Origin of the sequence: Solirubrobacter pauli (genome assembly GCF_003633755.1) — a bacterium.
Taxonomy (GTDB): Bacteria; Actinomycetota; Thermoleophilia; order Solirubrobacterales; family Solirubrobacteraceae; genus Solirubrobacter; species Solirubrobacter pauli.
Window position 1 is genome coordinate 3,638,024 of record NZ_RBIL01000001.1, and the last position, 24,133, is coordinate 3,662,156.

At 71.0% G+C, this 24,133-nt stretch carries 25 protein-coding genes and 1 tRNA gene; 17 read left to right on the forward strand and 9 right to left on the reverse strand.

The annotated features are described in order from the left end of the window. The first annotated feature begins 115 nt into the window (after positions 1-115). The 6 genes from rpmJ (at position 116) to truA (ending at position 3,217) form a co-directional block, all read left to right on the forward strand. The gene (gene rpmJ, locus C8N24_RS16985) at positions 116-229 is read left to right on the forward strand and encodes a 50S ribosomal protein L36 (RefSeq protein WP_081685960.1); all 114 of its coding nucleotides are present in this window, start codon (positions 116-118) and stop codon (positions 227-229) included. Between the two features lie 12 nt (positions 230-241). Next, complete coding sequence (rpsM, locus tag C8N24_RS16990) at positions 242-625, forward strand: 30S ribosomal protein S13 (protein ID WP_121251792.1); 384 nt, start codon at positions 242-244, stop codon at positions 623-625. Further along, entirely contained in the window at positions 625-1,020 is a 396-nt protein-coding gene (gene rpsK / locus C8N24_RS16995; RefSeq protein ID WP_121251794.1) for a 30S ribosomal protein S11, read from the forward strand. The genes rpsM and rpsK overlap by 1 nt, the downstream gene beginning before the upstream one ends. A gap of 132 nt (positions 1,021-1,152) precedes the next feature. Beyond that, entirely contained in the window at positions 1,153-2,139 is a 987-nt protein-coding gene (locus tag C8N24_RS17000) for a DNA-directed RNA polymerase subunit alpha (protein WP_121251796.1), read from the forward strand. A 5-nt stretch (positions 2,140-2,144) separates the two neighbouring features. Continuing rightward, positions 2,145-2,501 (forward strand): 50S ribosomal protein L17, encoded by a 357-nt coding sequence (gene rplQ, locus C8N24_RS17005; RefSeq protein WP_121251798.1) that lies wholly within the window; start codon positions 2,145-2,147, stop codon positions 2,499-2,501. A 20-nt stretch (positions 2,502-2,521) separates the two neighbouring features. After that, positions 2,522-3,217, forward strand: a complete 696-nt coding sequence (gene truA / locus C8N24_RS17010; RefSeq protein WP_245971927.1) for a tRNA pseudouridine(38-40) synthase TruA — start codon at positions 2,522-2,524, stop codon at positions 3,215-3,217. Here the strand turns inward: truA and C8N24_RS17015 are convergent. Further along, complete coding sequence (locus tag C8N24_RS17015) at positions 3,208-4,200, reverse strand: GGDEF domain-containing protein (RefSeq protein ID WP_121251802.1); 993 nt, start codon at positions 4,198-4,200, stop codon at positions 3,208-3,210. The two genes, truA and C8N24_RS17015, sit on opposite strands and share 10 nt — an antisense overlap. A 140-nt stretch (positions 4,201-4,340) precedes the next feature. Between C8N24_RS17015 and surE the strand changes: the two genes are divergently transcribed. Genes surE through C8N24_RS17035 form a run of 4 tightly spaced genes read left to right on the forward strand, consistent with a single transcriptional unit; the run spans position 4,341 to position 9,868 of the window. After that, entirely contained in the window at positions 4,341-5,162 is an 822-nt protein-coding gene (surE, locus tag C8N24_RS17020) for a 5'/3'-nucleotidase SurE (protein ID WP_121251804.1), read from the forward strand. Further along, positions 5,143-7,140 (forward strand): NAD-dependent DNA ligase LigA, encoded by a 1,998-nt coding sequence (gene ligA, locus C8N24_RS17025; protein ID WP_121251806.1) that lies wholly within the window; start codon positions 5,143-5,145, stop codon positions 7,138-7,140. Before surE ends, ligA begins: the two co-directional genes overlap by 20 nt. A 9-nt stretch (positions 7,141-7,149) precedes the next feature. Next, complete coding sequence (locus C8N24_RS17030; RefSeq protein WP_121251808.1) at positions 7,150-9,324, forward strand: bifunctional metallophosphatase/5'-nucleotidase; 2,175 nt, start codon at positions 7,150-7,152, stop codon at positions 9,322-9,324. Between the two features lie 40 nt (positions 9,325-9,364). Beyond that, positions 9,365-9,868 (forward strand): inorganic diphosphatase, encoded by a 504-nt coding sequence (locus C8N24_RS17035; RefSeq protein ID WP_121251810.1) that lies wholly within the window; start codon positions 9,365-9,367, stop codon positions 9,866-9,868. On the opposite strand, the gene dacB is transcribed toward C8N24_RS17035, so the two are convergent. After that, complete coding sequence (gene dacB / locus C8N24_RS33375) at positions 9,856-11,058, reverse strand: D-alanyl-D-alanine carboxypeptidase/D-alanyl-D-alanine endopeptidase (protein ID WP_170179152.1); 1,203 nt, start codon at positions 11,056-11,058, stop codon at positions 9,856-9,858. The two genes, C8N24_RS17035 and dacB, sit on opposite strands and share 13 nt — an antisense overlap. Before the next feature lie 61 nt (positions 11,059-11,119). On the opposite strand from dacB, the gene C8N24_RS17050 reads away from it, so the two are divergent. Beyond that, complete coding sequence (locus C8N24_RS17050; protein WP_170179153.1) at positions 11,120-12,361, forward strand: patatin-like phospholipase family protein; 1,242 nt, start codon at positions 11,120-11,122, stop codon at positions 12,359-12,361. Here C8N24_RS17050 and C8N24_RS17055 read toward each other — a convergent pair. From C8N24_RS17055 to C8N24_RS17060, 3 genes are all read right to left on the reverse strand, one after another. Then, positions 12,349-14,124 carry an AMP-dependent synthetase/ligase gene (locus C8N24_RS17055; protein WP_121251816.1) on the reverse strand — a complete coding sequence of 592 codons (1,776 nt, stop codon included), beginning with the start codon at positions 14,122-14,124 and terminating at the stop codon, positions 12,349-12,351. The two genes, C8N24_RS17050 and C8N24_RS17055, sit on opposite strands and share 13 nt — an antisense overlap. 21 nt (positions 14,125-14,145) lie before the next feature. Then, positions 14,146-14,319 carry a hypothetical protein gene (locus C8N24_RS34030; protein WP_170179154.1) on the reverse strand — a complete coding sequence of 58 codons (174 nt, stop codon included), beginning with the start codon at positions 14,317-14,319 and terminating at the stop codon, positions 14,146-14,148. Positions 14,320-14,421: 102 nt separating this feature from the next. Beyond that, positions 14,422-15,180 (reverse strand): Nif3-like dinuclear metal center hexameric protein, encoded by a 759-nt coding sequence (locus C8N24_RS17060; RefSeq protein WP_121251818.1) that lies wholly within the window; start codon positions 15,178-15,180, stop codon positions 14,422-14,424. Positions 15,181-15,306: 126 nt separating this feature from the next. On the opposite strand from C8N24_RS17060, the gene C8N24_RS17065 reads away from it, so the two are divergent. Further along, entirely contained in the window at positions 15,307-17,103 is a 1,797-nt protein-coding gene (locus tag C8N24_RS17065; protein WP_121251820.1) for a sigma-70 family RNA polymerase sigma factor, read from the forward strand. Positions 17,104-17,116: 13 nt separating this feature from the next. After that, a tRNA-Pro gene (locus tag C8N24_RS17070) sits at positions 17,117-17,190 on the forward strand. A gap of 68 nt (positions 17,191-17,258) precedes the next feature. On the opposite strand, the gene C8N24_RS17075 is transcribed toward C8N24_RS17070, so the two are convergent. Next, positions 17,259-17,762: a universal stress protein gene (locus tag C8N24_RS17075; RefSeq protein WP_121251822.1), complete on the reverse strand. Its 504-nt coding sequence runs from the start codon at positions 17,760-17,762 to the stop codon at positions 17,259-17,261. A 102-nt stretch (positions 17,763-17,864) separates the two neighbouring features. Here C8N24_RS17075 and C8N24_RS17080 point away from each other — a divergent pair, with 102 nt between their 5' ends. Beyond that, positions 17,865-18,335, forward strand: a complete 471-nt coding sequence (locus C8N24_RS17080) for an Lrp/AsnC family transcriptional regulator (RefSeq protein ID WP_121251824.1) — start codon at positions 17,865-17,867, stop codon at positions 18,333-18,335. Here the strand turns inward: C8N24_RS17080 and C8N24_RS17085 are convergent. After that, positions 18,307-19,407, reverse strand: a complete 1,101-nt coding sequence (locus tag C8N24_RS17085) for a sensor histidine kinase (protein ID WP_170179155.1) — start codon at positions 19,405-19,407, stop codon at positions 18,307-18,309. The genes C8N24_RS17080 and C8N24_RS17085 overlap by 29 nt on opposite strands. A gap of 79 nt (positions 19,408-19,486) precedes the next feature. Between C8N24_RS17085 and C8N24_RS17090 the strand changes: the two genes are divergently transcribed. The 3 genes from C8N24_RS17090 to C8N24_RS17100 are packed head-to-tail and all read left to right on the forward strand — an operon-like array spanning position 19,487 to position 21,376. Further along, positions 19,487-20,005 (forward strand): DsbA family protein, encoded by a 519-nt coding sequence (locus C8N24_RS17090; RefSeq protein ID WP_170179156.1) that lies wholly within the window; start codon positions 19,487-19,489, stop codon positions 20,003-20,005. Next, positions 19,986-21,197 (forward strand): hypothetical protein, encoded by a 1,212-nt coding sequence (locus C8N24_RS17095; protein WP_121251831.1) that lies wholly within the window; start codon positions 19,986-19,988, stop codon positions 21,195-21,197. The genes C8N24_RS17090 and C8N24_RS17095 overlap by 20 nt, the downstream gene beginning before the upstream one ends. Next, positions 21,194-21,376 carry a hypothetical protein gene (locus C8N24_RS17100; protein WP_121251833.1) on the forward strand — a complete coding sequence of 61 codons (183 nt, stop codon included), beginning with the start codon at positions 21,194-21,196 and terminating at the stop codon, positions 21,374-21,376. The genes C8N24_RS17095 and C8N24_RS17100 overlap by 4 nt, the downstream gene beginning before the upstream one ends. Here the strand turns inward: C8N24_RS17100 and C8N24_RS17105 are convergent. Together C8N24_RS17105 and C8N24_RS17110 are read right to left on the reverse strand one after the other, a co-directional pair. Beyond that, positions 21,338-22,174: a hypothetical protein gene (locus C8N24_RS17105; RefSeq protein WP_121251835.1), complete on the reverse strand. Its 837-nt coding sequence runs from the start codon at positions 22,172-22,174 to the stop codon at positions 21,338-21,340. The two genes, C8N24_RS17100 and C8N24_RS17105, sit on opposite strands and share 39 nt — an antisense overlap. A gap of 41 nt (positions 22,175-22,215) precedes the next feature. Then, positions 22,216-24,114 carry an acetoacetate--CoA ligase gene (locus C8N24_RS17110; protein ID WP_121251838.1) on the reverse strand — a complete coding sequence of 633 codons (1,899 nt, stop codon included), beginning with the start codon at positions 24,112-24,114 and terminating at the stop codon, positions 22,216-22,218. Between the last annotated feature and the right edge of the window lie 19 nt (positions 24,115-24,133).

Sequence of the window (24,133 nt, forward strand, 5' to 3'; positions counted from 1 at the left end):
TCTGTCGCGCTCGGAGCCGGGAGGCTTCTGCGTGTGCACCGCTCCGGGGGCATGGTAGCGGTGGCCGTCCCGGCCACCAGAGCCACCCCGTCTGGTACATCAGCCGAAAGGGATCATGAAGGTACGACCGTCGGTAAAGCCGATGTGTGAAAAGTGCAAGATCATCCGTCGCCACGGTCGGGTGCTCGTGATCTGCCAGAACCCTCGCCACAAGCAGCGTCAGGGGTAAGGGCGGACACCGATGGCACGCATCGCAGGAATCAACATCCCGCTCAACAAGCGCGTTGAGATCGGACTCACCTACATCTACGGGATCGGGCGTCCGACCTCGAACGACATCCTCGCCGCGCTCGGGATCGAGCCGGACCGCAAGGTCCGCGACCTCACCGACGACGAGGTGTCCAAGCTTCGCGACATCATCGACCGCGACTACGTGGTCGAGGGCGACCTTCGCCGTGAGCGCAGCCAGAACATCAAGCGCCTGATGGAGATCGGCTGCTACCGCGGCCTGCGCCATCGCCGCGGCCTGCCCGTGCGCGGCCAGAAGACCAAGACCAACGCTCGTACGCGCAAGGGCCCCAAGCGCATGCAGGTGGCCGGCAAGAAGAAGGCAGGTAAGAAGTAATGCCCGCTCCCCGCCGCCCCCAGCGTGGTCGCCGCAAGGTCAAGAAGAACATCCCCGTCGGCCAGGCGCACATCAAGACGTCGTTCAACAACACGATCGTCGCGCTGACCGACCGCGAGGGCAACGTCATCGCCTGGGAGTCCGCCGGTGGCGCTGGCTTCAAGGGCTCGCGCAAGTCGACCCCCTTCGCTGCGCAGGTGACGGCTGACGCCGCCGCGCGCAAGGGCATCGAGCAGGGCATGCAGAAGGTCGAGGTCTTCGTGAAGGGCCCGGGCTCGGGTCGCGAGACCGCGATCCGCTCGCTGCAGGCCGCCGGCCTCGAGGTGACGGGCGTCAAGGACGTCACGCCGCAGGCCCACAACGGTTGCCGACCCCGAAAGCGCCGCCGCGTCTAACGACCGTGGGGACTGCAGGCTGAACACGATCAGCTCGGCGCGAGACCTAGTCACAGACTTCCCACCCCCTTGGGCGCACAACCGGTGCCGCCAGGGCTTGCTCCCCACACGAGAACGAAGTTAGGAACATTGATGCTCGACTTCCAGATCCCCCGGATCACGTCCGAATCGGTTGAGGAAAACCGCGGACAGTTCGTGGTTGAGCCGCTTGATCGCGGCTTCGGCTACACGTTCGGGAACTCCCTGCGTCGCGTGCTGCTGGCCAGCCTGGCCGGCGCTGCCGTGACGTCGGTCCGGATCGAGGGGGTGGCGCACGAGTTCTCGACGATCAAGGGTGTGACGGAGGACGTCACCGACATCGTCCTCAACCTCAAGGGCATCGTGTGCCGCATGCACTCGGACGCCACCGAGGTTGAAGCTCCGCTCGTCGTGACGGGCCCGGGCGAGATCACCGCGCGTGACATCGACCTGCCGTCGGGGGTTGAGATCCTCAACCCGGACGCGCACATCGCGACGCTCGACAAGAAGACCAAGCTCGAGCTCTACCTCACGATCGGCCGTGGCCGCGGCTACCGCCCGGCCGAGGAGAACAAGTCGCCCGATCAGCCGATCGGCGTCATCCCGATCGACTCGATCTTCAGCCCGGTCCGCCGTGTCGCCTACTCGGTCGAGCAGGCCCGTGTCGGCCAGCGCACCGACTTCGACAAGCTGACGCTGGACATCGAGACCGACGGGTCGATCGACCCGCAGGCCGCGCTCCGGGAGGCCGCCGAGATCCTGATCTCGAGCCTCTCGATCTTCACGGACGAGGATCGCATCGAGGACCTGCGTCAGGGTCACGCGAACCTCCAGCTCGACAACGGCGCCGGCCCCGGCGGCAACGTCCTGGCCCCCGGCGGCCAGCGTGGCGGCGGCCCGATGGACGACATCCTCATCGAGGAGCTCGAGCTCGGCGTCCGTAGCTACAACTGCCTCAAGCGTGCCGGCATCCAGACGGTCGGCGATCTGGTGTCGAAGTCGGAGGGCGAGCTCGCCGCCATCCCGAACTTCGGCAAGAAGTCCATCGACGAGGTCATCGAGACCCTCTCGCAGCGGGGCCTGACGCTGCGCACTGACTGATCAAAATGCGCCATCAGAAGACCCGCCATAAGCTCTCCCGCGACAGCGCGCACCGCAAGGCGCTCCTCGCCAACCTCTGCATCGAGGTCATCGACCACGAGCGGATCAAGACCACCGAGGCCAAGGCCAAGGCGGTCAAGCCCGAGATCGAGAAGCTGATCACCCTTGCGCGCAAGGGCGACATCCACGCTCGCCGTCAGGCGACGTCGATCCTGCAGCACCCCGACAAGGGCGTCATCTACAAGCTCTTCGAGGAGATCGCCCCGCGTTACACGGAGCGGCCGGGTGGCTACACCCGGATCCTCAAGCTCGGCCCGCGCTCTTCGGACGCGACCGAGATGGTCTACCTCGAGCTCGTCTAGAGCTGACCAGCAAGCTCACCCTGAGCTACGACGGCGGCCCGTTCGCCGGTTGGGCACTTCAGCCCGGCCAGCGGACCGTGGCCGCCGAGGTCGTTAAGGCGCTCGGGATCGTCCTGCGCCGGCCGGTCACGTTGACCGTCGCCGGCCGCACCGACTCCGGCGTCCACGCGCTCGGCCAGGTCGTCTCCTACGACGGCCCGCTCCCGCGCCTGCGCAGCGTCAACGCGCTGCTGCCGGACGAGATCTCCGTCCTCGCGGCCGAGACCGTCCCCGACGGGTTCTCCGCCCGCTACGACGCGAAGGCGCGCAGCTACGTCTACCGCGTGCTCAACCGCTCCCAGCCCGACCCGTTCGAGCGCGGCCGGGCGCTGTGGTGGCCGTACGCGCTGGACCGCGACGCGCTGGACGCCTGCGCGGCGCTGCTCGTCGGCTCGCACGACTTCACGGCCTTCACCCCGACCGAGACGTCGCACCGTCGGTTCCAGCGCGACGTGTTCAGCGCGGCGTGGCAGCGGCACGGCGACCTCCTCGAGTTCCGGATCGAGGCCGACTCGTTCATGCGGAACATGAACCGCATCCTCGTCGGCACGATGCTCGAGGTCGCGCAGGGGCAGCGCACCGGGTTCGCGGAGCTGCTGCAGGGCGCCCCGCGTGCGGCCGCCGGCCGCACGGCACCCCCGCACGGCCTCTACCTCGAGCGGGTCCGCTACGCGTAGTTGAGCGCGCGGTTCTTGCCGCCGCGCTTGGCGGCGCGCAGCGCCTCGTCCGCCTCGAGCAGCAGCTGCTGCGGGTCGGCGGGCCCGATCACCCAGCCGGCGCTGATCCGCACGACGTCGCCGTAGCGGATCTCGGTCATCAGCCGCTGCGCGAGCGCTTCCATGCCGGCCGCGTCGATCCCGGGCGCCAACAGCGCGAACTCGTCTCCGCCGAGCCGGGCGGGAAGGTCCTGCTCACGCGACGAGGTGCGAAGCGCATCCGCCACGAACACGAGCGCGCGGTCCCCGCCCGGGTGCCCGTACAGGGTGTTGATGCCCTTGAAGTCGTCGACGTCGAGCGTGAGCAGCCCGACCATGCCGCTCGCGGCGGAGATCGCCTCCAGCAGCGCCCGCCGGTTGGCCAGCCCGGTGAGCGGGTCCTGGCGCGCCAGCGCGTCCGCCTGGGCCCGCAGCTCGACCATGCCGCGCTTGCCGGCGACGAGCACGAACATCAGCAGCCAGTAGCAGGGCAGGAGGATCAGCAGCTCGCCGAGCAGCGCCTCGCCGACCGCGTCCGGGTCGTACAGGAGCGGGAACGCGTGCACGAGGACCACGAGGCCGAGGTACGGCCACGCCTCCTCCGAGCGGAAGAAGTACCCGGGCAGCACGAGCGAGAGCAGCAGCAGGAACCGCGCGGGGGAGTTCACCCCGCCGGTGTCGGCGACCGCGACCGCGATGCAGACCACGCCGAGGAACACGGCCGCGTGCATCAGCCAGCCGGGTGCGATGTGCCAGTCACGCCGCAGCGCGGCATGCAGGCCCCACACGCCCGCGCCGATGCCGATCGGCAGCGTCGGCGTCAGCACGGCGCCCTCGGCCCCCGGCAGCAGCGGCAGCAGCGTGGTGAGCACGGCGCCGACCACGAACATCCAGCCGACGATCCGCCCGGCCAGCGGGCGTTCATCCGCAACCGCGGTTCCCGTCAGCCGGCGTACAACCTCCATATCTCGGGTGATCGGCCGGACGCCGCCGACCTCGCAGCGATCACCGACTGGAGGACAGTCACACAGGCGCTTGCTCCGCGGGCGGCGTCAGGAATCGAACCACGAACCGGTGGGTTCGGAGTCGTCGTATCCTCCGGCGCGTGCTCCGCGTGCTGCTGACCAACGACGACGGCATCGAGGCGGAAGGGCTGCAGACGCTGCGCCGCGCCCTCGTCGCGCTCGACGACGTCGAGCTCGCCGTCGTGGCCCCGGACGAGAACCAGTCCGCGACGGCCCGCTCGATCTCGATCAAGCGCCCGCTCTGGGTCCAGGAGGTCGGCTTCGAGGACGGCACCGTCGGCTACGCCTGCGACGGCACGCCCGTCGATTGCGTCCGGCTCGCCGCGCTGGGCCTGATCGAAGGCTTCGAGCCGGACCTGATCGTCTCCGGCATCAACCACGGCGCCAACCTGGGCGACGACATCACCTACTCCGGCACGGTCGCGGCGGCGCTGGAGGGGATCATGCTCGGCGTGCCGGGGATCGCCGTCTCCCAGCAGTCCACGCGCCGCGAGCTGGACTTCCGCCTGGGGCACGAGTTCGCGTTCGAGAACGCCGCCGCGTTCGTCGCGCGCGTCGTGGACCGGCTCGAGGACGTCCCGCTGCCCGTCGGCTCGCTGCTGAACATCAACGTGCCCACGGGTGACATCGGCGGCGTCGAGGTCACCCGGCTCGGCAAGCGCATCTACCAGGACCGGCTGGACTTGATCGACGAGGACACGGGCCGCAAGCGCTACCGCGTCTACGGCGACTCGCCGGTGCACGACGACGACCCCGGCACGGACCTCGCCGCGGTGTCGGCTGGGCGGATCGCGGTCACGCCGCTGCACTTCGACCTCACCGCCGAGGCCGGGATGGAGGCGCTGCGCGAGTTCGACCTCGCGCAGCTGCTCGAGGCCGACGATGTCGACCCCACCTCCTGAGGCGCGCGCGGCCGAGCTGCGCGAGCAGCTCGACTACCACTCGCACCGGTACTACGTCCTCGACGACCCGGAGATCGGCGACGACGCCTACGACGCGCTGCTGGACGAGCTGCGCGCGATCGAGCGGGCGCACCCCGAGCTGCTGACGCCCGACTCGCCGACGCAGCGGGTGGGCGGCGAGCCGGTCTCCAAGCTGGAGAAGGTCACGCACCTCCAGCCGATGCTCTCGCTCGCCAACGCGCGTTCGGAGGAGGACCTGCGCGCGTGGGTGGGGCGGATGCGCAACCACCTCGCGCGCGAGGGAATCGAGGCGCCGGCGTTCGCGTTCGTGGCCGAGCCGAAGATCGACGGGCTCGCGATGTCCCTGCTCTACGAGGACGGCGTGCTCGTCCGCGGCGCGACGCGCGGCAACGGCGTGGTCGGCGAGGACGTGACCCACAACCTGCGGACGATCGAGTCGATCCCGAAGCGGATCCCGTACGCGGGGCGGGTGGAGGTGCGCGGCGAGGTCTACATGTCGCTGCCGGACTTCACGGCGCTCAACGAGCGGCGCGCGCAGGCCGGGCAGTCGACGTTCGCCAACCCCCGCAACAGCGCCGCCGGGACGATCCGGCAGCTGGACCCGGCGCTGGCCGCGGAGCGCCCGCTGTCGATGTGGTGCTACGCGCTCGGCGTCAACGAGCTCGGCCTCACGTCGCACTGGGCGGCGCTCGAGTGGCTGCGCGAGCAGGGCTTCCGCGTCAACGGCGACGTGAAGAAGCTCGCCACCGAGGACGAGGTCGTCGCCCAGTGCCTGGGCTGGCAGGCCCGGCGCGGCGGGCTGGACTTCGAGATCGACGGCGTGGTCGTCAAGGTCGACGACTTCGAGCTGCAGCGGCGGCTCGGCGTGGTCGGGCGCGACCCGCGCTGGGCGATCGCGTGGAAGTTCCCGCCGACGACCGCGGTGACGCGGCTGATCGACATCAAGTGGAACGTCGGCAAGTTCGGCGACCTGCACCCGTTCGCGGCGCTCGAGCCGGTGCACGTGGGCGGCGTCACGGTCAAGGCCGCGACGATGCACAACGAGGAGGACCTCGCGCGCAAGGACATCCGGGTCGGCGACGACGTGATCGTCCTGCGCGCCGGCGACGTGATCCCGCAGGTCGTCTCGCCCGCGCCGCACGCCGTCGAGCGGCCCGACCGCGCCGCGCCGCCGCTGCCGCCCGAGCGCTGCCCGTTCTGCGACACCCCGACGGTCAAGACCGGCGTCTTCACGCGCTGCCCGAACCGCGAATGCCCGGAGCGGCGCTGGCAGCTGCTGACCACGTTCGCGCACGTGATGGACATCGACGGCCTGGGCGAGAAGCAGGTCGCGCTCTTCCAGCGGCTCGGGCTCGTGCGGTCCGTCGCCGACTTCTACCGCCTGGACCGGGACGCCCTGCTCGCGCTCGAGGGCTTCGGGCCGGTCAGCGTGGACCGGCTGCTCGCGTCGGTCGAGGCGTCGCGCGAGCGACCCTTCAGCACCGTCCTGTTCGCGGTGGGGATCGAAGGCGTCGGCTACGTCACGGGCCGCAGCCTCGCGCAGCAGTTCCGCACGGTCGACGCGCTGCTGGAGGCGACGCCCGAGCAGATCGCCGAGACGCCGGGCATCGGCCCGATCGTCGCGCGGCTGATCCACTCGCAGCTCGACGAGCTGCGGCCGCTGTTCGACGATCTGCGTGGCGTGCTGCGCCTCGAGGAGGAGGGTCCGCCGCCCGGCGAGGGCCCGCTGGCCGGGCAGACGTTCGTGCTCACCGGCACGCTCCCGGACCTCACCCGCGAGGAGGCGACGCAGCGGATCCTCGCGCAGGGCGGCAAGGTCACCGGCAGCGTCTCGAAGAAGACGAGCTACGTCGTCGCGGGCGACTCGCCGGGCTCCAAGCTCGAGAAGGCCGAGCGCTTCGGCGTGACGGTGCTCGACGAAGCCGGACTGCTGCAGCTTCTCGACCGCAGCGGCTAGGCTCCGCGCGTGGCTTCTGGCACGGACGCCACTCGTCTCACCGAGAAGGAGCTGAAGATGTCACACCTCGTCCGCGCGTCTGCGCTCGGCGTGGTCGCTCTCGCGCTGGCCGTCCCGGGCAACGCCGCGGCTGCCAAGGCGAAGAAGCCGAAGCACACGGTGACGGTCAACACCGTCGACGCGCTGCCCAAGACCACGCTCAAGAACCTCAGCCGCAAGTGCGGCAAGAGCACGTCGGCGAAGAAGATCCGCAAGCGCTCGACGAGCCGCCCGACGAAGAACCGCGTCCGGATCGTGACCACGTACTGCTCCGGCGGGACGCGCACGGTCTTCTACATCAAGAAGGTCACGAAGGTCGTCACCGTCCCCGCGCCGGTGCCCGCGCCGGTGCCGGTGCCCGCGCCGGCCAACAAGGGCTTCCGGCTCACGCTCCTGCACAACAACGACGGCGAGTCCAAGTACGTGGTCGGCGACTCGGTCAACAACTACGGCGGCATCACGCGCTTCAAGACCGTGCTCGACCAGGTGCGCCAGGAGGCCGCCGACGAGCCGGTGCCGGGCAACCTCGACAAGGGCACGCTGACGGTCAGCTCGGGCGACAACTTCCTCGCCGGCTTGAACCTGCGCGCGTCCTTCGAGCGCTTCGACGCCGGCGCGGGCCCGTTCTACGACTCGGAGGCGATCGGTGCGCTCGGGTACGACGCGGTCACGATCGGCAACCACGAGTACGACTTCGGGCCGGCGCGTCTGGCGCAGTTCGTCGCGTTCGAGACCAGCGGCGTGCCGTTCCTGACGGCCAACACGGACTTCACCGGCGAGCCGCTGCTGCAGGCGCTGCGCGCCAACGGCCGGATCGCCGACTCGACCGTCGTCGAGAAGGGCGGCCAGCGGATCGGCGTCATCGGCGTCTCGCCGCCGGAGACCCCGACGATCTCGTCCACGCGCAACGTCAAGTTCGCCGCCGACGTGGCCGGGCTCGTCAACGCCGAGGCCCAGCGGCTCACCACCGCGGGCGTCAACAAGATCGTGCTCTCCTCGCACCTGCAGAACACGGCCAACGAGCGCGCGGTGGTCAGCCAGCTCAGGAACGTCGACATCGTCATCTCCGGCGGCGCCGACGACCTGCTGGCCAACGCGAACGACCGGCTCGTGCCGGGCGCCGGCAACCCGGTCGGGCCGTACCCGCTCGTGAGCAAGGACGCCACCGGCGCCGACGTGCCGATCGTCACCACGCAGGGCGAGTACCGCTACCTCGGGCGCCTGACCGTGAACTTCGACAAGGATGGCAAGCTCGTCTCGACGGACGCCGCGAAGTCCGGTCCGATCCGCATCACGGCCGACCCGGCGCAGCCCGACTACGCGAAGGAGGACCCCGGCCTCAAGGCGCGCGTCACCGACCCGCTCGTGGCCTACAAGGCCGCCCTGGCGGCGAACGTGATCGGCCAGACCGAGGTGGCACTCGAGGGCGGCAACCCGAACCCGATCCGGATCCGGGAGGCCAACCTGGGCAACCTCGTGGCCGACGGCTTCCGCTTCGCCGCCAACCGCACGGCGGTCGCCGACGGCCGCCCCGTGGCGGACATCGCGTTCTCCAACGGCGGCGGCATCCGCGCGTCGATCCCCGGGCCGGGCGACCTCAACGAGAAGCAGACGTTCGACGTGCTGCCGTTCGACAACGTCATGGTCACGGTGCCGAACGTGAGCGTCGCGCAGCTCAAGTCGCTGATGGAGTGGGGGGTCTCGCGCACGCCATCGGGCGACGGCAAGTTCCCGCAGATCTCGGGCTTCCGCATGAACGTCAGCACGAACGTCGCCTACACCGCCCAGCTGCAGTCGGGCACGACGGTCACCACGCCGGGCACCCGTGTGCGTGACCTGTGGCTGACGAACGCGGACGGGACCGACGGCGAGCAGCTAATCGCCAACGGCGCGGTCGTCTCCAACCGCACGGTGAACATCGCGACGACGAACTTCACCGCCAACAACGGGGACAGCTACCCGTTCACGGGCACGACGTTCCAGTTCGCGCACCGTCCGGGCCAGGAGGGCTTCTACCCCTACCAGGCGTCGCTGTACGACTTCATCACGACGCCCACCGCCCAGGGTGGCCTCGGCGGCGTGGTGACCGCCGCGCGCTACCCGATCGCGGGCAGCGGCCGGATCGCCATCCGCTCTACGCCGTAGCTGAGACTTCGAGCGGGCGTCGCGCGTATGATGGCGCGCGGTGCCCGACTCGTCGCTCGTCGCCGTCGTCGAGATCCCCAAGGGGTCGTCGAACAAGTACGAGTGGGACGAGGAGCTGGGAGCGATCAAGCTCGACCGGCTCCTGTTCTCCTCACTCGGCTACCCGACCGACTACGGCTTCTTCCGGGAGACCCTCGCCGGGGACGGCGACCCGCTGGACGCCATGATCGTCGTGTCCGAGCCGACGTTCCCCGGCTGCCTGATCGAGGTCAAGCCGGTCGCGCTGTTCCGGATGCGCGACGAGAACGCCGAGGACAACAAGATCCTCTGCGTCCCACACACGGACCCGAACTGGTCGCACATCGAGCGCCTCGACGACCTGCCGATGACGCTCCGCGACGAGATCTCGCACTTCTTCTCGATCTACAAGACGCCCGAGTGGAAAGTCGTCCGGGTGGACGGCTGGTACCCCCGCGAGGACGCGCTCGAGTCGATCGAACGCGCCCGCAAGCGGTACGCCGACAAGCACGCTCAGGCGTCGTAGCGCGCCAGGGCCGCGGTCATGCGGTCCTGCAGCGCGCGGGCGCTCGCCGGCCACACGCGGTTCATCATGAACGCGAACGCCACGCGCTCGCCGCCGGTGGTCGTGCAGTAGCCCGCCAGCGCGGAGACGTCGCGCAGCGTGCCGGTCTTGGCGTGGCAGTTGTCCTGCGCCGCCGTGCCGCGCATGCGGCTGGAGACGGTGCCGTTGCGACCGATCACGGCCAGCGACGCGTCGAACGCCTCCGCGTGCTCGGACTGCGCCATGCCGGACAGCAGCTGCACGACCTCGCGCGGGGACGTGCGGTTCTGGCGCGAGAGGCCCGAGCCGTCGTCGATCTTCGGGCGGATGCCGAACTGCCCGAGCGTCTGCGCCATGACCTTGCCGCCCGCCGCGGTGGAGCCCTCGCCGCCGAACTGCGCGCCGATGCCCTTGATCAGCATCTCGGCGATGAAGTTGTCCGACGGCTGGTTCATCTGGCGCGTGATCGTCGCGATGCTCGGCGAGACGTGCTCGTTGAAGGGCGTCATGCCCTCGGTGGCCAGCCCGGAGCGGGCGGCGCCCTTGATCTTCACGCCGCGGCGCTCGAGCGCCTTCTCGAAGGCGTCGGCGGCGAAGCGCGCGGGGCTCGTCTGCCAATAGGGCCGCGACTGGCCGGTGCGGCCGTGGTTGAAGGCCAACGCGGAGAGCGGGCCGACGTCGCTCGACGTCTGGAAGCGCGAGGACGGCGGGCCGCGGAAGGCGTCGAACGCCGACTCGTCACCCACCACGCGGCCCGTGATCTGCTTGAGGCCGCCGTCGGCGAGCGTCTTGGCGAGGTCGGCGGCCGCGGTGGTGCCGAAGGTGGGGTCGCCGCCGCCGCGCAGCACGACGTTGCCGATGATCGTGCCCGTCTCGTCCGGGAGGGCGTTGGCGAGCACGGACGTGGTGAGCGTCGCGTCAGGGCCGTAGAGCAGCATCGCCGTCGCGGACGTGTAGAGCTTCTCGACCGAGGCGGGCATGCGCTTGGCGTCGGGCTTGCTCGCGTAGAGCTCCTGGCCGGTCCCGAGGTCGACCACGTAGGCGCCGCTGTACGCGCCGGCGCGCGCCATCTCGCGCGCCAGGGCGCGCTTGGTCTCGGCGAGCGTCGCGGCCTGGGCGGGCGCGGCGAGGATCGCAACGATGAGGGCGAGGAGAACGGTCAGGCGGGCCATGGGCATCTCGAGCCTACGAAACCCCGACGGCTCCGCAAAGTCGCGGCCTAAGCTTTGCAGCGTGAGCAACGTGGTGGAGATGAACGCTCCGGCGCGGCGCAAGCGCCGGTCCTCGCGCACCGCGCTCGTCCTCGGCGGGGGCGGCTTCACCGGCGGCGTGTACCAGATCGGTGCCCTGCGGGCTCTGGACCTGCTGTCGTCGAACCGCTCGGTCAACCAGTTCGACATCTACGTCGGCACCAGCGCGGGCGCGCTGATCGCGTCGCTCGCGGCCAACGGCGTCTCGCCGGAGCAGATGATGCGCACGGTCAACGACCAGGTGCCGTACTCACTGCCGCCGATCCAGCGCGAGATGCTGCTGCGGTTCAACAAGTCCGAGTTCGCGCTGCGGGCGCTCAAGCTCCCGCTGCACGCGGTCAGCATGGCGCGCAACGTCGCGTCCTCGCTCGGGTCGCTGAGCGCCGTAGACCTCGTGCTCGCGCTCGGCGACGCCCTGCCGTCCGGCGTCTACACCGGCGAGGGCGTCGAGGAGTACCTGCGTGAGGCGCTCGCGGCGGAGGGCCGCACGGACGACTTCCGCCGGCTCGAGCGCGAGCTCTACCTCGCGGCGACCGACCTGGACACGTGCGAGCGGATCGTGCTCGGCGCCGAGGGCTGGGACGACATCCCGATCTCCGCGGCCGTGCGCGCCAGCACCGCGCTGCCGATGATCTACGCGCCCTACCGGGTGCGCGACCGCGAGCTGGTGGACGGCGGGATCGTCTCGACCACCAATCTCGACATCGCCGTCGAGGCGGGCGCGAAGTTCATCGTCGTCGTCAACCCGCTCGTGCCGTTCGTCAACGACTTCTCGAAGACGATCCCGACGCTGTTCGGCACCCGCGCGCGCCGCGTCAGCGACATGGGGTTCCCGAAGATCGGCTACCAGGCGTTCAAGCTCCTCGCCTACCAGCGGTTGCACGAGATGGCCTCGCATTGGAAGGAGCGCTATCCGGGCGTCGACATCGTCCTGATCGAGCCGGACGCCGACGACGAGCTGATGTTCCAGACGAACATCCTCAACTTCGCCTCGCGCGTGGACGTCGCCCGCCACGGCTTCGAGTCGGTCACGCTCAAGCTCGCGCAGGACTACGACGACCTGCGCGAGGTCTGCCGCCGCCACGGCATCGAGATCTCGGCCACCCGCGTGCGCAAGGTCGTCCGCCACTTCTCCGCCGAGCGCGAGAAGACCCGCGCCTGGCGGCGGATCCTCGAGCAGACCACCGGCGCCCTGCTCCGCCAGAGCGCGGATCAGGGGTCGTAGAGCCGCTCGAACTCGTCCGCGTACAGGTCGTTGATGACCGTGCGCTTGACCTTCAGCGTCGGCGTGAGCTCGCCGGTCTCCTGCGACAGGTCGTGGTCGAGCAGGAAGAACTTCTTGATCCGCTCGGCTTGGGCGTAGTTGGCGTTGACCCGGTCCAGCTCGCCCTGGATCAGCTCGATGACCTGCGGGTGCCGCGAGAGCGTGACGACGTCCTCGGGCAGCCCGTGCTCGCGCGCGAAGTGGACGATCTCGTCGGGGTCGAGCGTGAGCAGCGCGACCGGGTACGGCCGGCGGTCCGCGTGCATCACCGCCTGGGAGATCCAGCGGGAGCGTTTGAGGTCGTTCTCGACGTTGGCGGGCGCGAGGTTCTTGCCGCCCGCGGTGATCATGATGTCCTTCTTGCGGCCGGTGATCGAGAGGTAGCCGTCCTCGTCGAGCGAGCCGAGGTCGCCGGTGTGCAACCAGCCGTCCTCGCTGACCGCGCCGAAGGCCGTGGTGTCGCCGCTGCCGTAGTACCCGCCGAAGACGTGCGGGCCGCGCACGAGCACCTCGCCGTCGTCGGCGATGCGCAGCTCCGAGCCGGCGAGGGCACGGCCGACCGTGCCGAGCTTGTGGTCCGTGAGCGTGGAGACGGTCGTCACCGTCGAGGTCTCGGTCATGCCGTAGCCCTCGAGCACGGGCACCCCGCAGGCGTAGAAGAACTCCAGGACCTCACGGGCGATCGGGGCCGCGCCGGTGGTCGCCTGCTTCAGGCGCCCCCCGAACAGGTTGCGGACGTTGACGTAGAGCTCGGCGTCCGCTCGGTCGAACGCCGCCTGCAGCGGCTCCGGGACCTCCTGGCCGGCCGCCCGCATCCGTCGCACCTGCAGGCCCAGCTGCGTGGCGGCGGCGATCCGGTCCGACTCCATCGACGACGTCACGCGCGCGTAGACCTTCTCGAAGATCCGCGGGACGCTCGGCAGGAAGACGGGCCGGGTCGCCATCAGGTCCGGGATGATCTGGTCCGGATCGCCGCTCCAGTAGATCAGCGGGGCGCCGACGTCCACGCACAGCAGCTGGATGAGCAGCGCGTAGGAGTGGGCGAGCGGCAGGAAGAGGTAGACGGGCTCATCCACCTGGATGACGTCGTCCGCCGCCTCGCACATGCGCGTGACGGTCCGGTAATTGCCGTGGCTGAGCACGCAGCCCTTGGGCGGCCCGGTCGTGCCCGAGGTGTAGATGATCGTGTAGGGATCCTCAGGCGTCACGGCGGCGACGCGCTCGGCCACCTCGCCGGCGTCGCGCGCCCGGCCGCGCGCTCGCAGCTCGTCCAGCGGCAGCGCGCCCTCGGCGGGCTCGATGGCGATGATCGCCTCCAGCTGCGGCAGCTGGTCGCGGACGGCGACGAGCTTCGCCACCTGGGCGGCGTCCTCGGCGATCGCGAAGCGCGACTGGGAGTCGCCGGCCACCCACGCGCACTCCTCAGGGGAGTTGGTCGGGTAGATCGGCACGACGACACCGCCGGCGGACGTGATGCCGAAGTCGGCGAGCGTCCACTCGACGCGGGTGGTGCACAGGAGCGCGACGCGCTCTCCGGGTCGGAGCCCGAGGTCGATCAGGCCGCGAGCGATCTCCGAGACGGTCTCGGACAGCTCGGCGTAGCTGAGGTCGACCCACTCGCCGTCACGTTTGAAGCGGGCCGCCGGCTGCTCTCCATAGCGCTCGGCGGCCAGGCCCACGATGTCGGCGATCGTCCGTGAGTCGGTTCCGGTTCCGGTACCCACGGACGTCGTGTCGCTACGCGGTTAGGCGGTAGCTACCTGCCTGACCCCTGACTCTTCCATGGTGGCCAAGAAGAGGGTTTTGTCGATCCTTCCCTGGAAGATCGGCACGCCCAGTTCCATGCACTTCTCGATCACGTCGCGCCGTTCCATGCCGGCTTCGCGAGCGAGCTCCGTGGGCGTGAGATGGATTGCCATCAGTACGAGTCCTCCTGGTGAGGTTTGCCACGTGTTGAGCCACCGTAGCGGCTTCACCGGACGACCACAACCGGCATCTGCTCAACGTGAACTTAAGACGAGCTACACCGGGTTGGAAAGGTCCACGAAAACGTGTTCCACCCCAAACCGGTCCGCCAAGAGGTCGCCGAGCGCGCGCACGCCGAAGATCTCGGTGGCGTAGTGACCGGCGGCCACAAAGGAAATTCCCAGCTCCTCCGCGTCTGCGGTGATGTGCTCGCGCGGCTCTCCGGTAAGAAATGCGTCGAGACCCAGCGCGGCCGCCTCGTGCAGCGTGTCAGCAGCAGAACCCGACACGATCCCAATGGTGGAGATCACCTGATCGCGCTGGCCGAGGAGGAGAGGCTCGCGGCCGGTCACCGTGGAGACACGTGCGGCCAGCTCGTCCGGCGTGATCGGCTCCGGGAAGCGTCCGCGGCTGCCGATCGGCCGGCCCTTGTAGCTGCCGAACGGCTCGCGGTCCACGCAGCCGAGCTGCTTCACGAGCAGTGCGTTGTTGCCCACCTCCGGGTGCGCGTCGAGCGGGAGGTGGTAGGCGGCGAGGTTGATGTCGTGCTTGAAGAGCGGCCGCAGGCGCTCGGCCAGCAGCGGCGTCAGGCCGGTGGGATGGAACTTCCAGAACAGGCCGTGGTGGACGAGGACCAGCTCGGCCCCCAGCTCGACCGCGCGCTCGTGCAGCTCCCGGCGCGCCGTCACCCCTGTCACGACCCGTGTGATCTCGGTGGCGCCCGGCACCTGGAGGCCGTTCGGTCCGAGGTCGTCGAAGTCCCCGGGACGCAAGAGCTCGTCGAGTGTGGACAAAATGTCGGTTATCTGCGCCATCGGGTTTGCGGGGTTGGACTTCGGGCGATCAGGATCTGAGTCGTCCAGACCCCGGCTGTCAGGGGCCGGGTGGACGTGGTGAGTAGATCAGAGTCCGCGCAGGAGGACCTCCAGGTGGGTAGGGGAATGAGCGGCGCCGCCCAGGTGCCGGCTATCGAGGGTGCTGGAAGCCCCGCGGACGACGATCAGAAGCTGGTCGCGCGTGTGCGGCGCGGCGACGATCGCGCCTTCGAGCTCCTCTACGAGCGCTACCACCGGCGGATCTACGCGTACGTGCTTGGGATGGTCAAGGACCACGGCCGTGCCGAGGACGTCACCCAGGAGGTGTTCCTCTCCGCGCTGCGGCGGATGCGGGAGACCGAGCAGCCGCTGGCGTTCAAGCCCTGGCTCTACCAGATCGCCAAGAACTCCTGCATCGACGCGTTCCGCCGCTCCAAGCGCGCGGAGGAGGTCTCCTACGACGCCGACGGCGGCCTCGCACCCGCCGACCACTCCAAGCTCGTCGCCTCCGGCGCGTCCCCCGACGCGGCCGTGGCCGCCAAGCAGGACCTGGACAGCCTCTGCGGCGCGTTCGGCGGCCTCTCCGAGACCCACCACGAGATCCTCGTCCTGCGTGAGCTCGAGGGCCTGAGCTACGCCGAGATCGGCCGCCGCATGGGCATGAGCCGGCCGGCGGTGGAGTCGACGCTGTTCCGCGCCCGCCGGCGGCTGAGCGAGGAGTACGACGACATCGTCTCCGGTGCCCGCTGCCTGCGGATCCAGAGCATCATCGCGATGGCGGTGCAGTCGCGGCCGGGGGCGCGCGACACGCGCCGGCTCGCCCGCCACCTCTCGCACTGCCAGCCGTGCCGGCGTGAGGCGCTCGCCGCCGGGCTGGACCGCGAGCTGTTCGGCCGCCCGTCGGTGCGCGAGCGCGTGGCCAACCGGATCGCGGGCATCCTGCCGTTCCCGATCTTCGCCAAGTTCCGGCGCGAGGCCGACACGGCCGCCGCGTCCGCGCCGCCGAGCGGCCGCGGTGCCGCGTTCATGCAGCAGCTGCCGTTGCTCTCCGACCACCTCCAGAGCGGCTGGGGCAAGGCGGCCGCGGGTGCGGCCGTGCTGGTCGCGAGCGTCGGTGCGGGCGTGGGCGTCCAGCGGGTGACGAGCGCGCCGAGCGAGTCGGCGGCGGTGGAGTCGCCGGCGCGCAGCGCGTCGGCCGCACCCGCCCGGACCGCGACGGCGACCGCCACCAGCACGCCGACCGAGCGCGCCGACGCCGACGCCGCGGGTGGCGGCGCCGCGCCCAAGGCACGCAAGGGCGGCGACTCCGGCGGGGCCAAGCGGGTCACCGGGCGCGACGGTGACGTGGCCGGAGCGGCACCGCGCGCCGGCAAGGGTGGCTCGGGCAGTGGGGGCGGTGGGGGCGGCACCCAGCCGCCGACCGCGAACGCGCCCGGCACGCCGGTCGTGGCCGCCGGTTCGAATCCCGACGACACGTCCGAGCGCAAGACCGAGAAGCCCGCGACCTCCGAGCCCACGCCCACGGCCAGGAAGAAGCCTTCCCAGCAGGTGAAGGAGGACGTCACCAAGGCCACCGAGCCCGTCCGCGAAGTGGTCAAGCAGACCACCGACGGCGTGCAGCAGACCGTCGAGAAGACGACGGACACCGTGCAGCAGACGACCAACCAGGTCACCGAGGGCGTCAACGACGTCACGCAGCAGACGACGCAGACCGTCGACGACACCGTGAAGACCGTCACCGGCCCCGGCCCGGTCGCCGACACGGTCGACAAGACCACCGACAAGGTCGACAAGATCGTCGACGGCACGACCAAGACGACGCAGAAGATCGTGGGTGGCGTGCTCTACACGATCGACGCCACGACCGGCCGCGTGATCAACACGGTGCAGCTCGTCGCGGGGGCTCCGAAGCCGAGTGGCTAGACTGCTTCCCGTTCGGGGCGTGGCGCAGCCTGGTAGCGCGCACCGTTCGGGTCGGTGAGGTCCCGAGTTCAAATCTCGGCGCCCCGATGGAAGACGGTCCTTTTGACCCGAGAAGGACTCACGAAGGCCCCGCCCCGGCGGGGCCTTCGTCGTTCTCAGCCCGTGAGCGGGAAGACGTCCAGCGAGCTCGCCGGCGCGGGTGCGGGCGCGACCGCCGGCTCCTCGGACGCGGCGCGCGTGAGCAGCACCGGGATCGGGCTCGCGTGCAGGACCTTCTGGGACACGCAGCCGAGCAGCGACTGGTGCAGTCGGCCGTGCCCGTGCGAGCCCATCACGATCAGGTCGAACGCGCCGGAGCGGGCGCGTTCGATCAGCGCCTTGGCCGCCGGGCCCTCGACGAGGAGCGTGGTGACGCTGATGTCCGCGGGCAGCGAGGCGGTCGCGTGGCGGAGCAGCTCGGTGTAGTGCTTGACGACCTCGTTGCGCGGCGGCGCGGCGCCCGTGGCCAGCAGGGCGGTCGCCGGGATCGGCGGGATCGCGGTCAACAGCGTGAGACGGGCGTGCTGATCGCGGGCCAGAGCGGACGCGTGCGCGAGGGCGGCGTCGCCGTCCGGCGAGCCATCGACCGCCACCAGGATGTTGCGGTAGACGCTGCTCATAGAGCCTCTCCAGACGCGACTATAGGCCCAGCGTAGGCGAACCGCGTGGGTACTTGACCCCAACTATGCGCCCGGTGAGGTTCGCCCACTAGTCTGCCGCGCATGATCGACGGGCTGGACTCCCGGCTGCTGCTGACGCTGCGGTCGAATCCGCGGATCGGGCTCGTGGAGGTCGCACGGCGCCTCGGGGTCGCGCGCGGCACCGTGCAAGCGCGCCTCGACAAGCTCGTGGCCCGCAACGTGATCACCGGCTTCGGGCCCGAGTGCGAGCCCGCCGAGATGGGCTATCCCGTGCTGGCGTTCGTGGCGCTGGAGATCGTCCAGGGCCGGCTCGACGAGGCGATCGAAGGCCTCCGGCGCGTCCCGGAGGTGCTCGAGGCACACGGGGTGACCGGCAACAGCGACATCCTCTGCCGGGTCGTGGCGCGCGACAACACGCATCTGCAGGACGTGATCAACGCGATGCTGCACACGGGTGCGGTCCAGCGCTCGACGAGCTCGATCTCGATGACGCGGCAGATCCCCTACCGCATCGACCCGCTGATCAGGGCCGCGGGCGCAGACGCGCCGTGAGCGCGGTGCCCGCGCCGCGCGGGCTGTGGATCGCCAGCGTGCCGCCCAGCGCCTCCACGCGCGCCCGCAGGCCCTGAAGGCCCGTCCCGCGCGAGGGGCAGGCGCCGCCCGCCCCGTTGTCGGCGACGGCCACCAGCAGCTCGTCGTCGGACGCGGTGACCCGCACCCGCAGCTCGGTCGCCGCCGCGTGCTTGATCGCGTTCGTCAGCGCCTCCGAGACGAGGAACCACACGGTCGCCTCGATCACCGCCGACGGCCGCTCGTCCGGCAACGCCTCGATCCGCACCGGGAGCGGCGACTGCACCGCCAGCGCCGACAACGCCGGTCGCAGCCCGCGCTCGAGCCCGACCGGGTGCAGCCCCTGGGCCAGCTCGCGCAGCTCGCGCCCGGCGATGACGGCCTGCTCGCGCGCCGCGGACAGCCGTGCGACCGCCCGCCCCGGGTCCGCCTCCAGCTCACGCAGGGCGAGGTCCAGCGCCTGACCGAGCACGACGAGCCGCTGCTGCGCGCCGTCGTGCAGGTCCCGCCCGATCCGCCGGCGCTCCTCGTCGGCGGCGCGCAGGAGCGCCACCTCGTGGCGCCGGCGCTCGAGCTCCGCGCCGGCCCGCGCCGCGAAGATCCGCAGCGCCTGCAGCTCCGACGGCGCCGGGTCCAGCGGGGTGCGGGCGGAGATCACGCCGATGTGCCCGATCGCCTCGCCGCGCCCGTCGCGCAGCGCGACCGCGAGGTAGCCGTCGAGCGCGTAGCGCCGCAGGAACGCGTCCTCGGGGTAACGCAGCCGCGCACCGCGCGAGACGAGCAGCAGGTCGTGCGTGTACGCGTCCTCGCACGGCGTTCCCGCGAGCGTGAAGACCTGGCCCTCGCGCAGCTCGACACCCGGCTTGCCGAAGCTCGCGAGCGTGCACGCCTCGCCGTCGCCACAGCGCTCGGCGACGAACGCCATGTCGGCATCGAGCGCCCCGGCCAGCTCGGTCACGAGGCAGCGCAGGAACTCCTTGCCGACGGCGCCGGCCGTGCCGGTGGCGAGACGGGTGAGGAGGGAGCTCTCGACGGGGTGCGCGGCGATGCTCAAGGCGACCGCGATGGTACGGGCGCGGACACGCCGTCAACAGTGGTGCAGCCTCACCGACGGGTACGGTTACCACCCCTTGTTGACGCTCACGCCCCCCTTCATCCGCAGCTACGACCACTTCGTCGGAACCGAGGGCCCGGTGCTCGTGCTCTTCGGCGACTACGAGGACCCCGCGTCCGGCGCCGCCCACCGCGGCGTCACCGCCCTGCGCGAGCGCTGGGACGGCTTCGTCTACGCCTGGCGGCACCTCCCGATGGCCGAGGAGCACCCGAACGCCAACGGCGCCGCGCTCGCGGCCGAGTGCGCCGGTGCGCAGGACTCGTTCTGGGCCTTCCACCACGTCCTGCTCGCGCGCCAGGAGGCGCTCTCGGTGCCGGATCTCCTGAACTACGCGGCGCAGATCGGCATCGACGTCGCGACGCTGATGGAGGACATGATGGACGAGCGCCACGCCGACCGGATCGTCGACAACATCCGGTCCGCGGTGGACTCCGGGGTGCGTCACGCACCCGCGGTCTTCATCGAGGGCGTGCGCTGGGAGGGCGGCACCGATCCGGACGCGCTGGAGGGCGCCCTGCGTGCAGCCCTGGCCGGGTGAGGTCCTCGAGGAGCGTGCGGGTGAGATCGCGGTCGGCTTCGCCGCGCTGTTGACGCGGCAGGCCGCCTGGCGCCACCGCCGCGTGGAGACGATCGACGTGCTCTCGCACGAGCAGGTGCGGCGCTCGGTGTCGGTCGACTTCACGGTCCCGCTCGAGCACCGCGGGGAGTTGGCGCTCGGCGACGGTCAGTGGGTCGTCCCGCTCGCCGTGCTCGACAAGCGCAAGCTCGTGCACTTCGACCTGCTCGGCGAGGACGGCTACGCGCTGCCGCTGATGCGGTCGGACGAGGTGCAGGTGATCGCGCGCGAGCTGCTGTACATGGTCCTGGACCTCGACCTGGACGGCGCCGAGCTGGACTTCGACGCCGGCGACCTGATCGAGCGGGTGCTCGCCGCGGGCCCCGAGGACGGTCCGGCCGTGCATCCGCGCGTGGCCCAGGTGGCCGACCGCGCGCCGGAGTTCGCCGCGCTCGCCACCACGCTGACGAGCGGCTTCCTGCTGTGCGCGGTGCTCTCGGACGTCAGCCGCCGGCGCGTGGTCAAGTTCGCCTACGACGAGCCGCTCGGCCGGCCGGACCGGTTCTCGCACTTCTACGGCACGCAGGGCTGCAGCGAGGCCGCGAGCTACCACGTCGAGCTCAGCGTCCCCGACGGCATGCGCGCCCGCAGCGCCGACATCGTCGACAACCGGACCGGCGCGCTGCTGTTGGAAGGCCCGCACGACTCCGACCGGCCCGGCCTGCACTACGTCGCCGGTGCCGAGGCGAGCGAGGAGCCGGGGCTGAGCGTCCGCTACGCCACCGAGCGCGGCGGCTTCCTCGTCCCGGCGATGCTCGTCTCCTGGGTGATCGCGGCGGAGCTCGGGTTCGCGGCGCTGTTCGCGGACCTGCACGGGATCGCGACGACGGGCGGCCCGGCGGTCGCCGTGCTGCTGTCGATCTCGGCCGTGTTCTCGAGCCTCGTGCTGCGCGCGGGCGAGCATCCGCTGGTCCAGCTCGTGCTCGCGCCGTACCGGATGCTGCTGGGCACGGCGACGATCATGGCCGTGCTCGCGGGTGCCGTGCTCGCGTTCCGCGGTTCGCCCACGCTGCTGGACCTGACATGGGGCATCGGCGCCATTGTGGCCGTGGTCGTGGCAGGTATCCTGTCCATTGAGGTCGCCCGCGCGCCGGCGACCGCCAAACGCCCATGAGCATCGCCGACTTCTTCCGCCGGGAGCCCAAGTCCCTCAAGGGGATCAAGGAACGCTCGGGCGTGGCGCAGGGGGCGGAGCTGGCGTTGCCCGCGCTCAAGCCGATCACGGGCGAGCAGGCCCGCGCGGCGCTCAAGCGCTCACGTGCGCGTCGCGAAGAAGGCCGCGGCGCTGCGTAGCAGCCCGGCCACGCCCAACACGAGCAGCGCGATCATCAGCGCGTACCAGGCACCGCCGCCCGACACGTCGTCCGGGTGCAGCAGCGGCAGCGCGAGCACCAGCACGCTCCAGCAGGTGAGCGTCGCGTAGGGGATGAACGCCTCGTGCGGGCGCCGCAGGCCGATCGCGCAGCTGACGAGCATCGTCCCGAACAGCGCGTACCAGGCGGCGACGGCGCGGGCGAGCAGCGGCGTGAGCGCCCACGGCCAGTGGTCCCCGAGGCCGGGTGACACGTACAGCGCGGTCGAGCCGACCAGCAGCGCGACGCCGACGACCGCGCTGATCACGCGCAGGACCTTCAGCCCGCAGTGCGCGTCCGGCTCGGCCGCCGCGTCGCGCCGCTGGCGCCAGACGAGGAACGGCACCGCGAACGGCACGCCGACGTAGACCGCCGTCCAGACCCACGTCAGCGGGTAGTCCCACTTGAAGCGGTCCGCGTGGATGAACGTGGCGAGCGCGAGCGTGCTGGCCAGCACCCAGAGCGCGACCGGCAACGTCGAGAACGTCCGCCACTGCTTCGCGCGCCAGAGCACGAGGCCGGTCGCCAGCGTGCCCGCGAGGAAGCCGGCGCCGATGAACGCGGCGTTGACGGCGGGCTTGATCGACCAGGCGTAGTCCGTGTCGGCCAGGCCGGGGGCGAGGTACAGGAAGAGCCCGTTGGCGGCGGCGAGCCAGAACAGGATCCAGATGCCGGTGCGGGTCAGCGGTTGGACCGGCCCGGTGGCCGAGCCGGTGCGGGGGAGCTGCGTGGCGGTCACCCGCCGACATTCCCACACGCGGTCCGACGCGGGAAGTGCGGCTAGCCGCCAGACACGCCGCGCTCCGCCGCCAACGCGACGAACGGGTCCAGCGCCGCGGGGTTCGCGAGCGAGTCGCGCGAGGCGGCCTGCTCGGGCGGCGTGCCCATCAGGATCCGCTTGACCGGCAGCTCGAGCACCTTGCCCGACAGCGTCCGCGGCACCTCCTTGACCGCGATCACGTCGCTCGGCACGTGCCGCGGCGAGCAGTCCTCACGGACGCGCTTCCGGATCGCCTTCACCACGTCGTCGGTCAGCGCCTCGCCCTCGCGCAGGACGACGAACAGCGGCATCCAGGCGTCCTCGCCCTCGACCGGCACGTCGACCACGAGCGCGTCCGTGACGGCCTCGACGGCCAGCACGGCGCGGTAGATCTCGGCCGTGCCCATCCGGATGCCGCCGCGGTTGATGGTCGCGTCGGAGCGGCCGCTGATGATCGCGGTGCCGCGCTCGGTGATCTCGATCCAGTCGCCGTGGCGCCAGACGCCCGGGTAGGTGTCGAAGTAGGCCTCGCGGTACCGCGAGCCGTCGTCGTCGCCCCAGAAGTAGATCGGCATCGACGGCATCGGCTTGGTCAGCACGAGCTCGCCGACTTCGCCGACCAGCGGGTGGCCGTCGGGGTCCCAGGACTCCACCGCGGCGCCGAGCGAGCGCGCCTGCAGCTCGCCCTCGTAGACCGGCAGCTCGGGCACGCCGCCGACGAACGCCGTGCACAGGTCGGTGCCGCCGCTCGTCGAGAACAGCCAGGTGTCCTGCCCGACGTGCTCGTAGATCCAGCGGAAGCCCTCGGGGGAGAGCGGCGAGCCGGTCGAGCCGACGGCCTTCAGCGCGCTCAGGTCACGCCCGCGGGCGGGCTCGGTGCCGGCCTTCATGCACGCGCCGATGTAGCTGGCGGACGTGCCGAACGTCGTCATCTCCGTGCGCGCGGCGAAGTCCCACAGCGCGTCGAGCGACGGGTAGCCGGGCGAGCCGTCGTAGAGCAGGATCGTGGCCTCGGTCAGCAGCCCGGAGACGATGAAGTTCCACATCATCCAGCCGGTCGTGGTGAACCAGAACAGGCGGTCGCCGCGCTGCGCGTCCAGGTGCAGGTGCAGCACCTTCAGGTGCTCGAGCAGGATGCCGCCCTGGGACTGCACGATCGCCTTCGGCAGGCCGGTCGTGCCGGAGCTGTAGAGCACCCACAGCGGGTGGTCGAAGGGGACGCGCTCGAACGTGAGCGGCTCGTCCGTCGCGGGCCAGTCGTCCTCGCCGAGGATCAGGGTCTGCGCGCCCGGCATCGCGGCGGTGATCTCGTTCAGCGCTTCGGTCCGGTCGAACTCGCGGCCGTTGTAGCGGTAGCGGCGCACGGCGATCAGCACGGTCGGCTCGATCTGGGCGAAGCGGTCGATCACGCTGCGCGGCCCGAAGTCCGGAGAGCAGCTCGACCACACGGCGCCGAGGCTGGCCGTCGCGAGGAACGCGGCGACGGTCTCGGGGATGTTCGGCAGGTAGGCGGCGACGCGGTCGCCCTTGCCGACGCCGCGGGCGCGTAGGCCGGCCGCCGCGCGTCGCGTCATGGCCTCCAGCTCGCCCCAGGTGATCTGCGCGTCCTCGCGGTCCTCGCCGCCCGCGATGATCGCGAGCGCGTCGGGATCACGGTCCTGGAAGGCACGCTGCGCGTAGTTGACGAGCGCGCCCGGGAACCACTGCGCGCCGGGCATGTCGGCGCTCGCAAGCACGGTCTCGCCGCGCTCGCCCAGGCCGTAGCGGTCCCAGATCGAGCCCCAGAACGCCTCGGGCTGATCGACCGACCAGCGCCACAGCTCCTCGTACGTGTCCAGGCCGCGTTCGCGGCGGTAGGCGCCGAGCTCGCAGCGCTGCAGGAGCGAGTCGGGCGGGGTCCACAAAACCGGCGGCGTCATCGGTTCGCCATCATTCCAC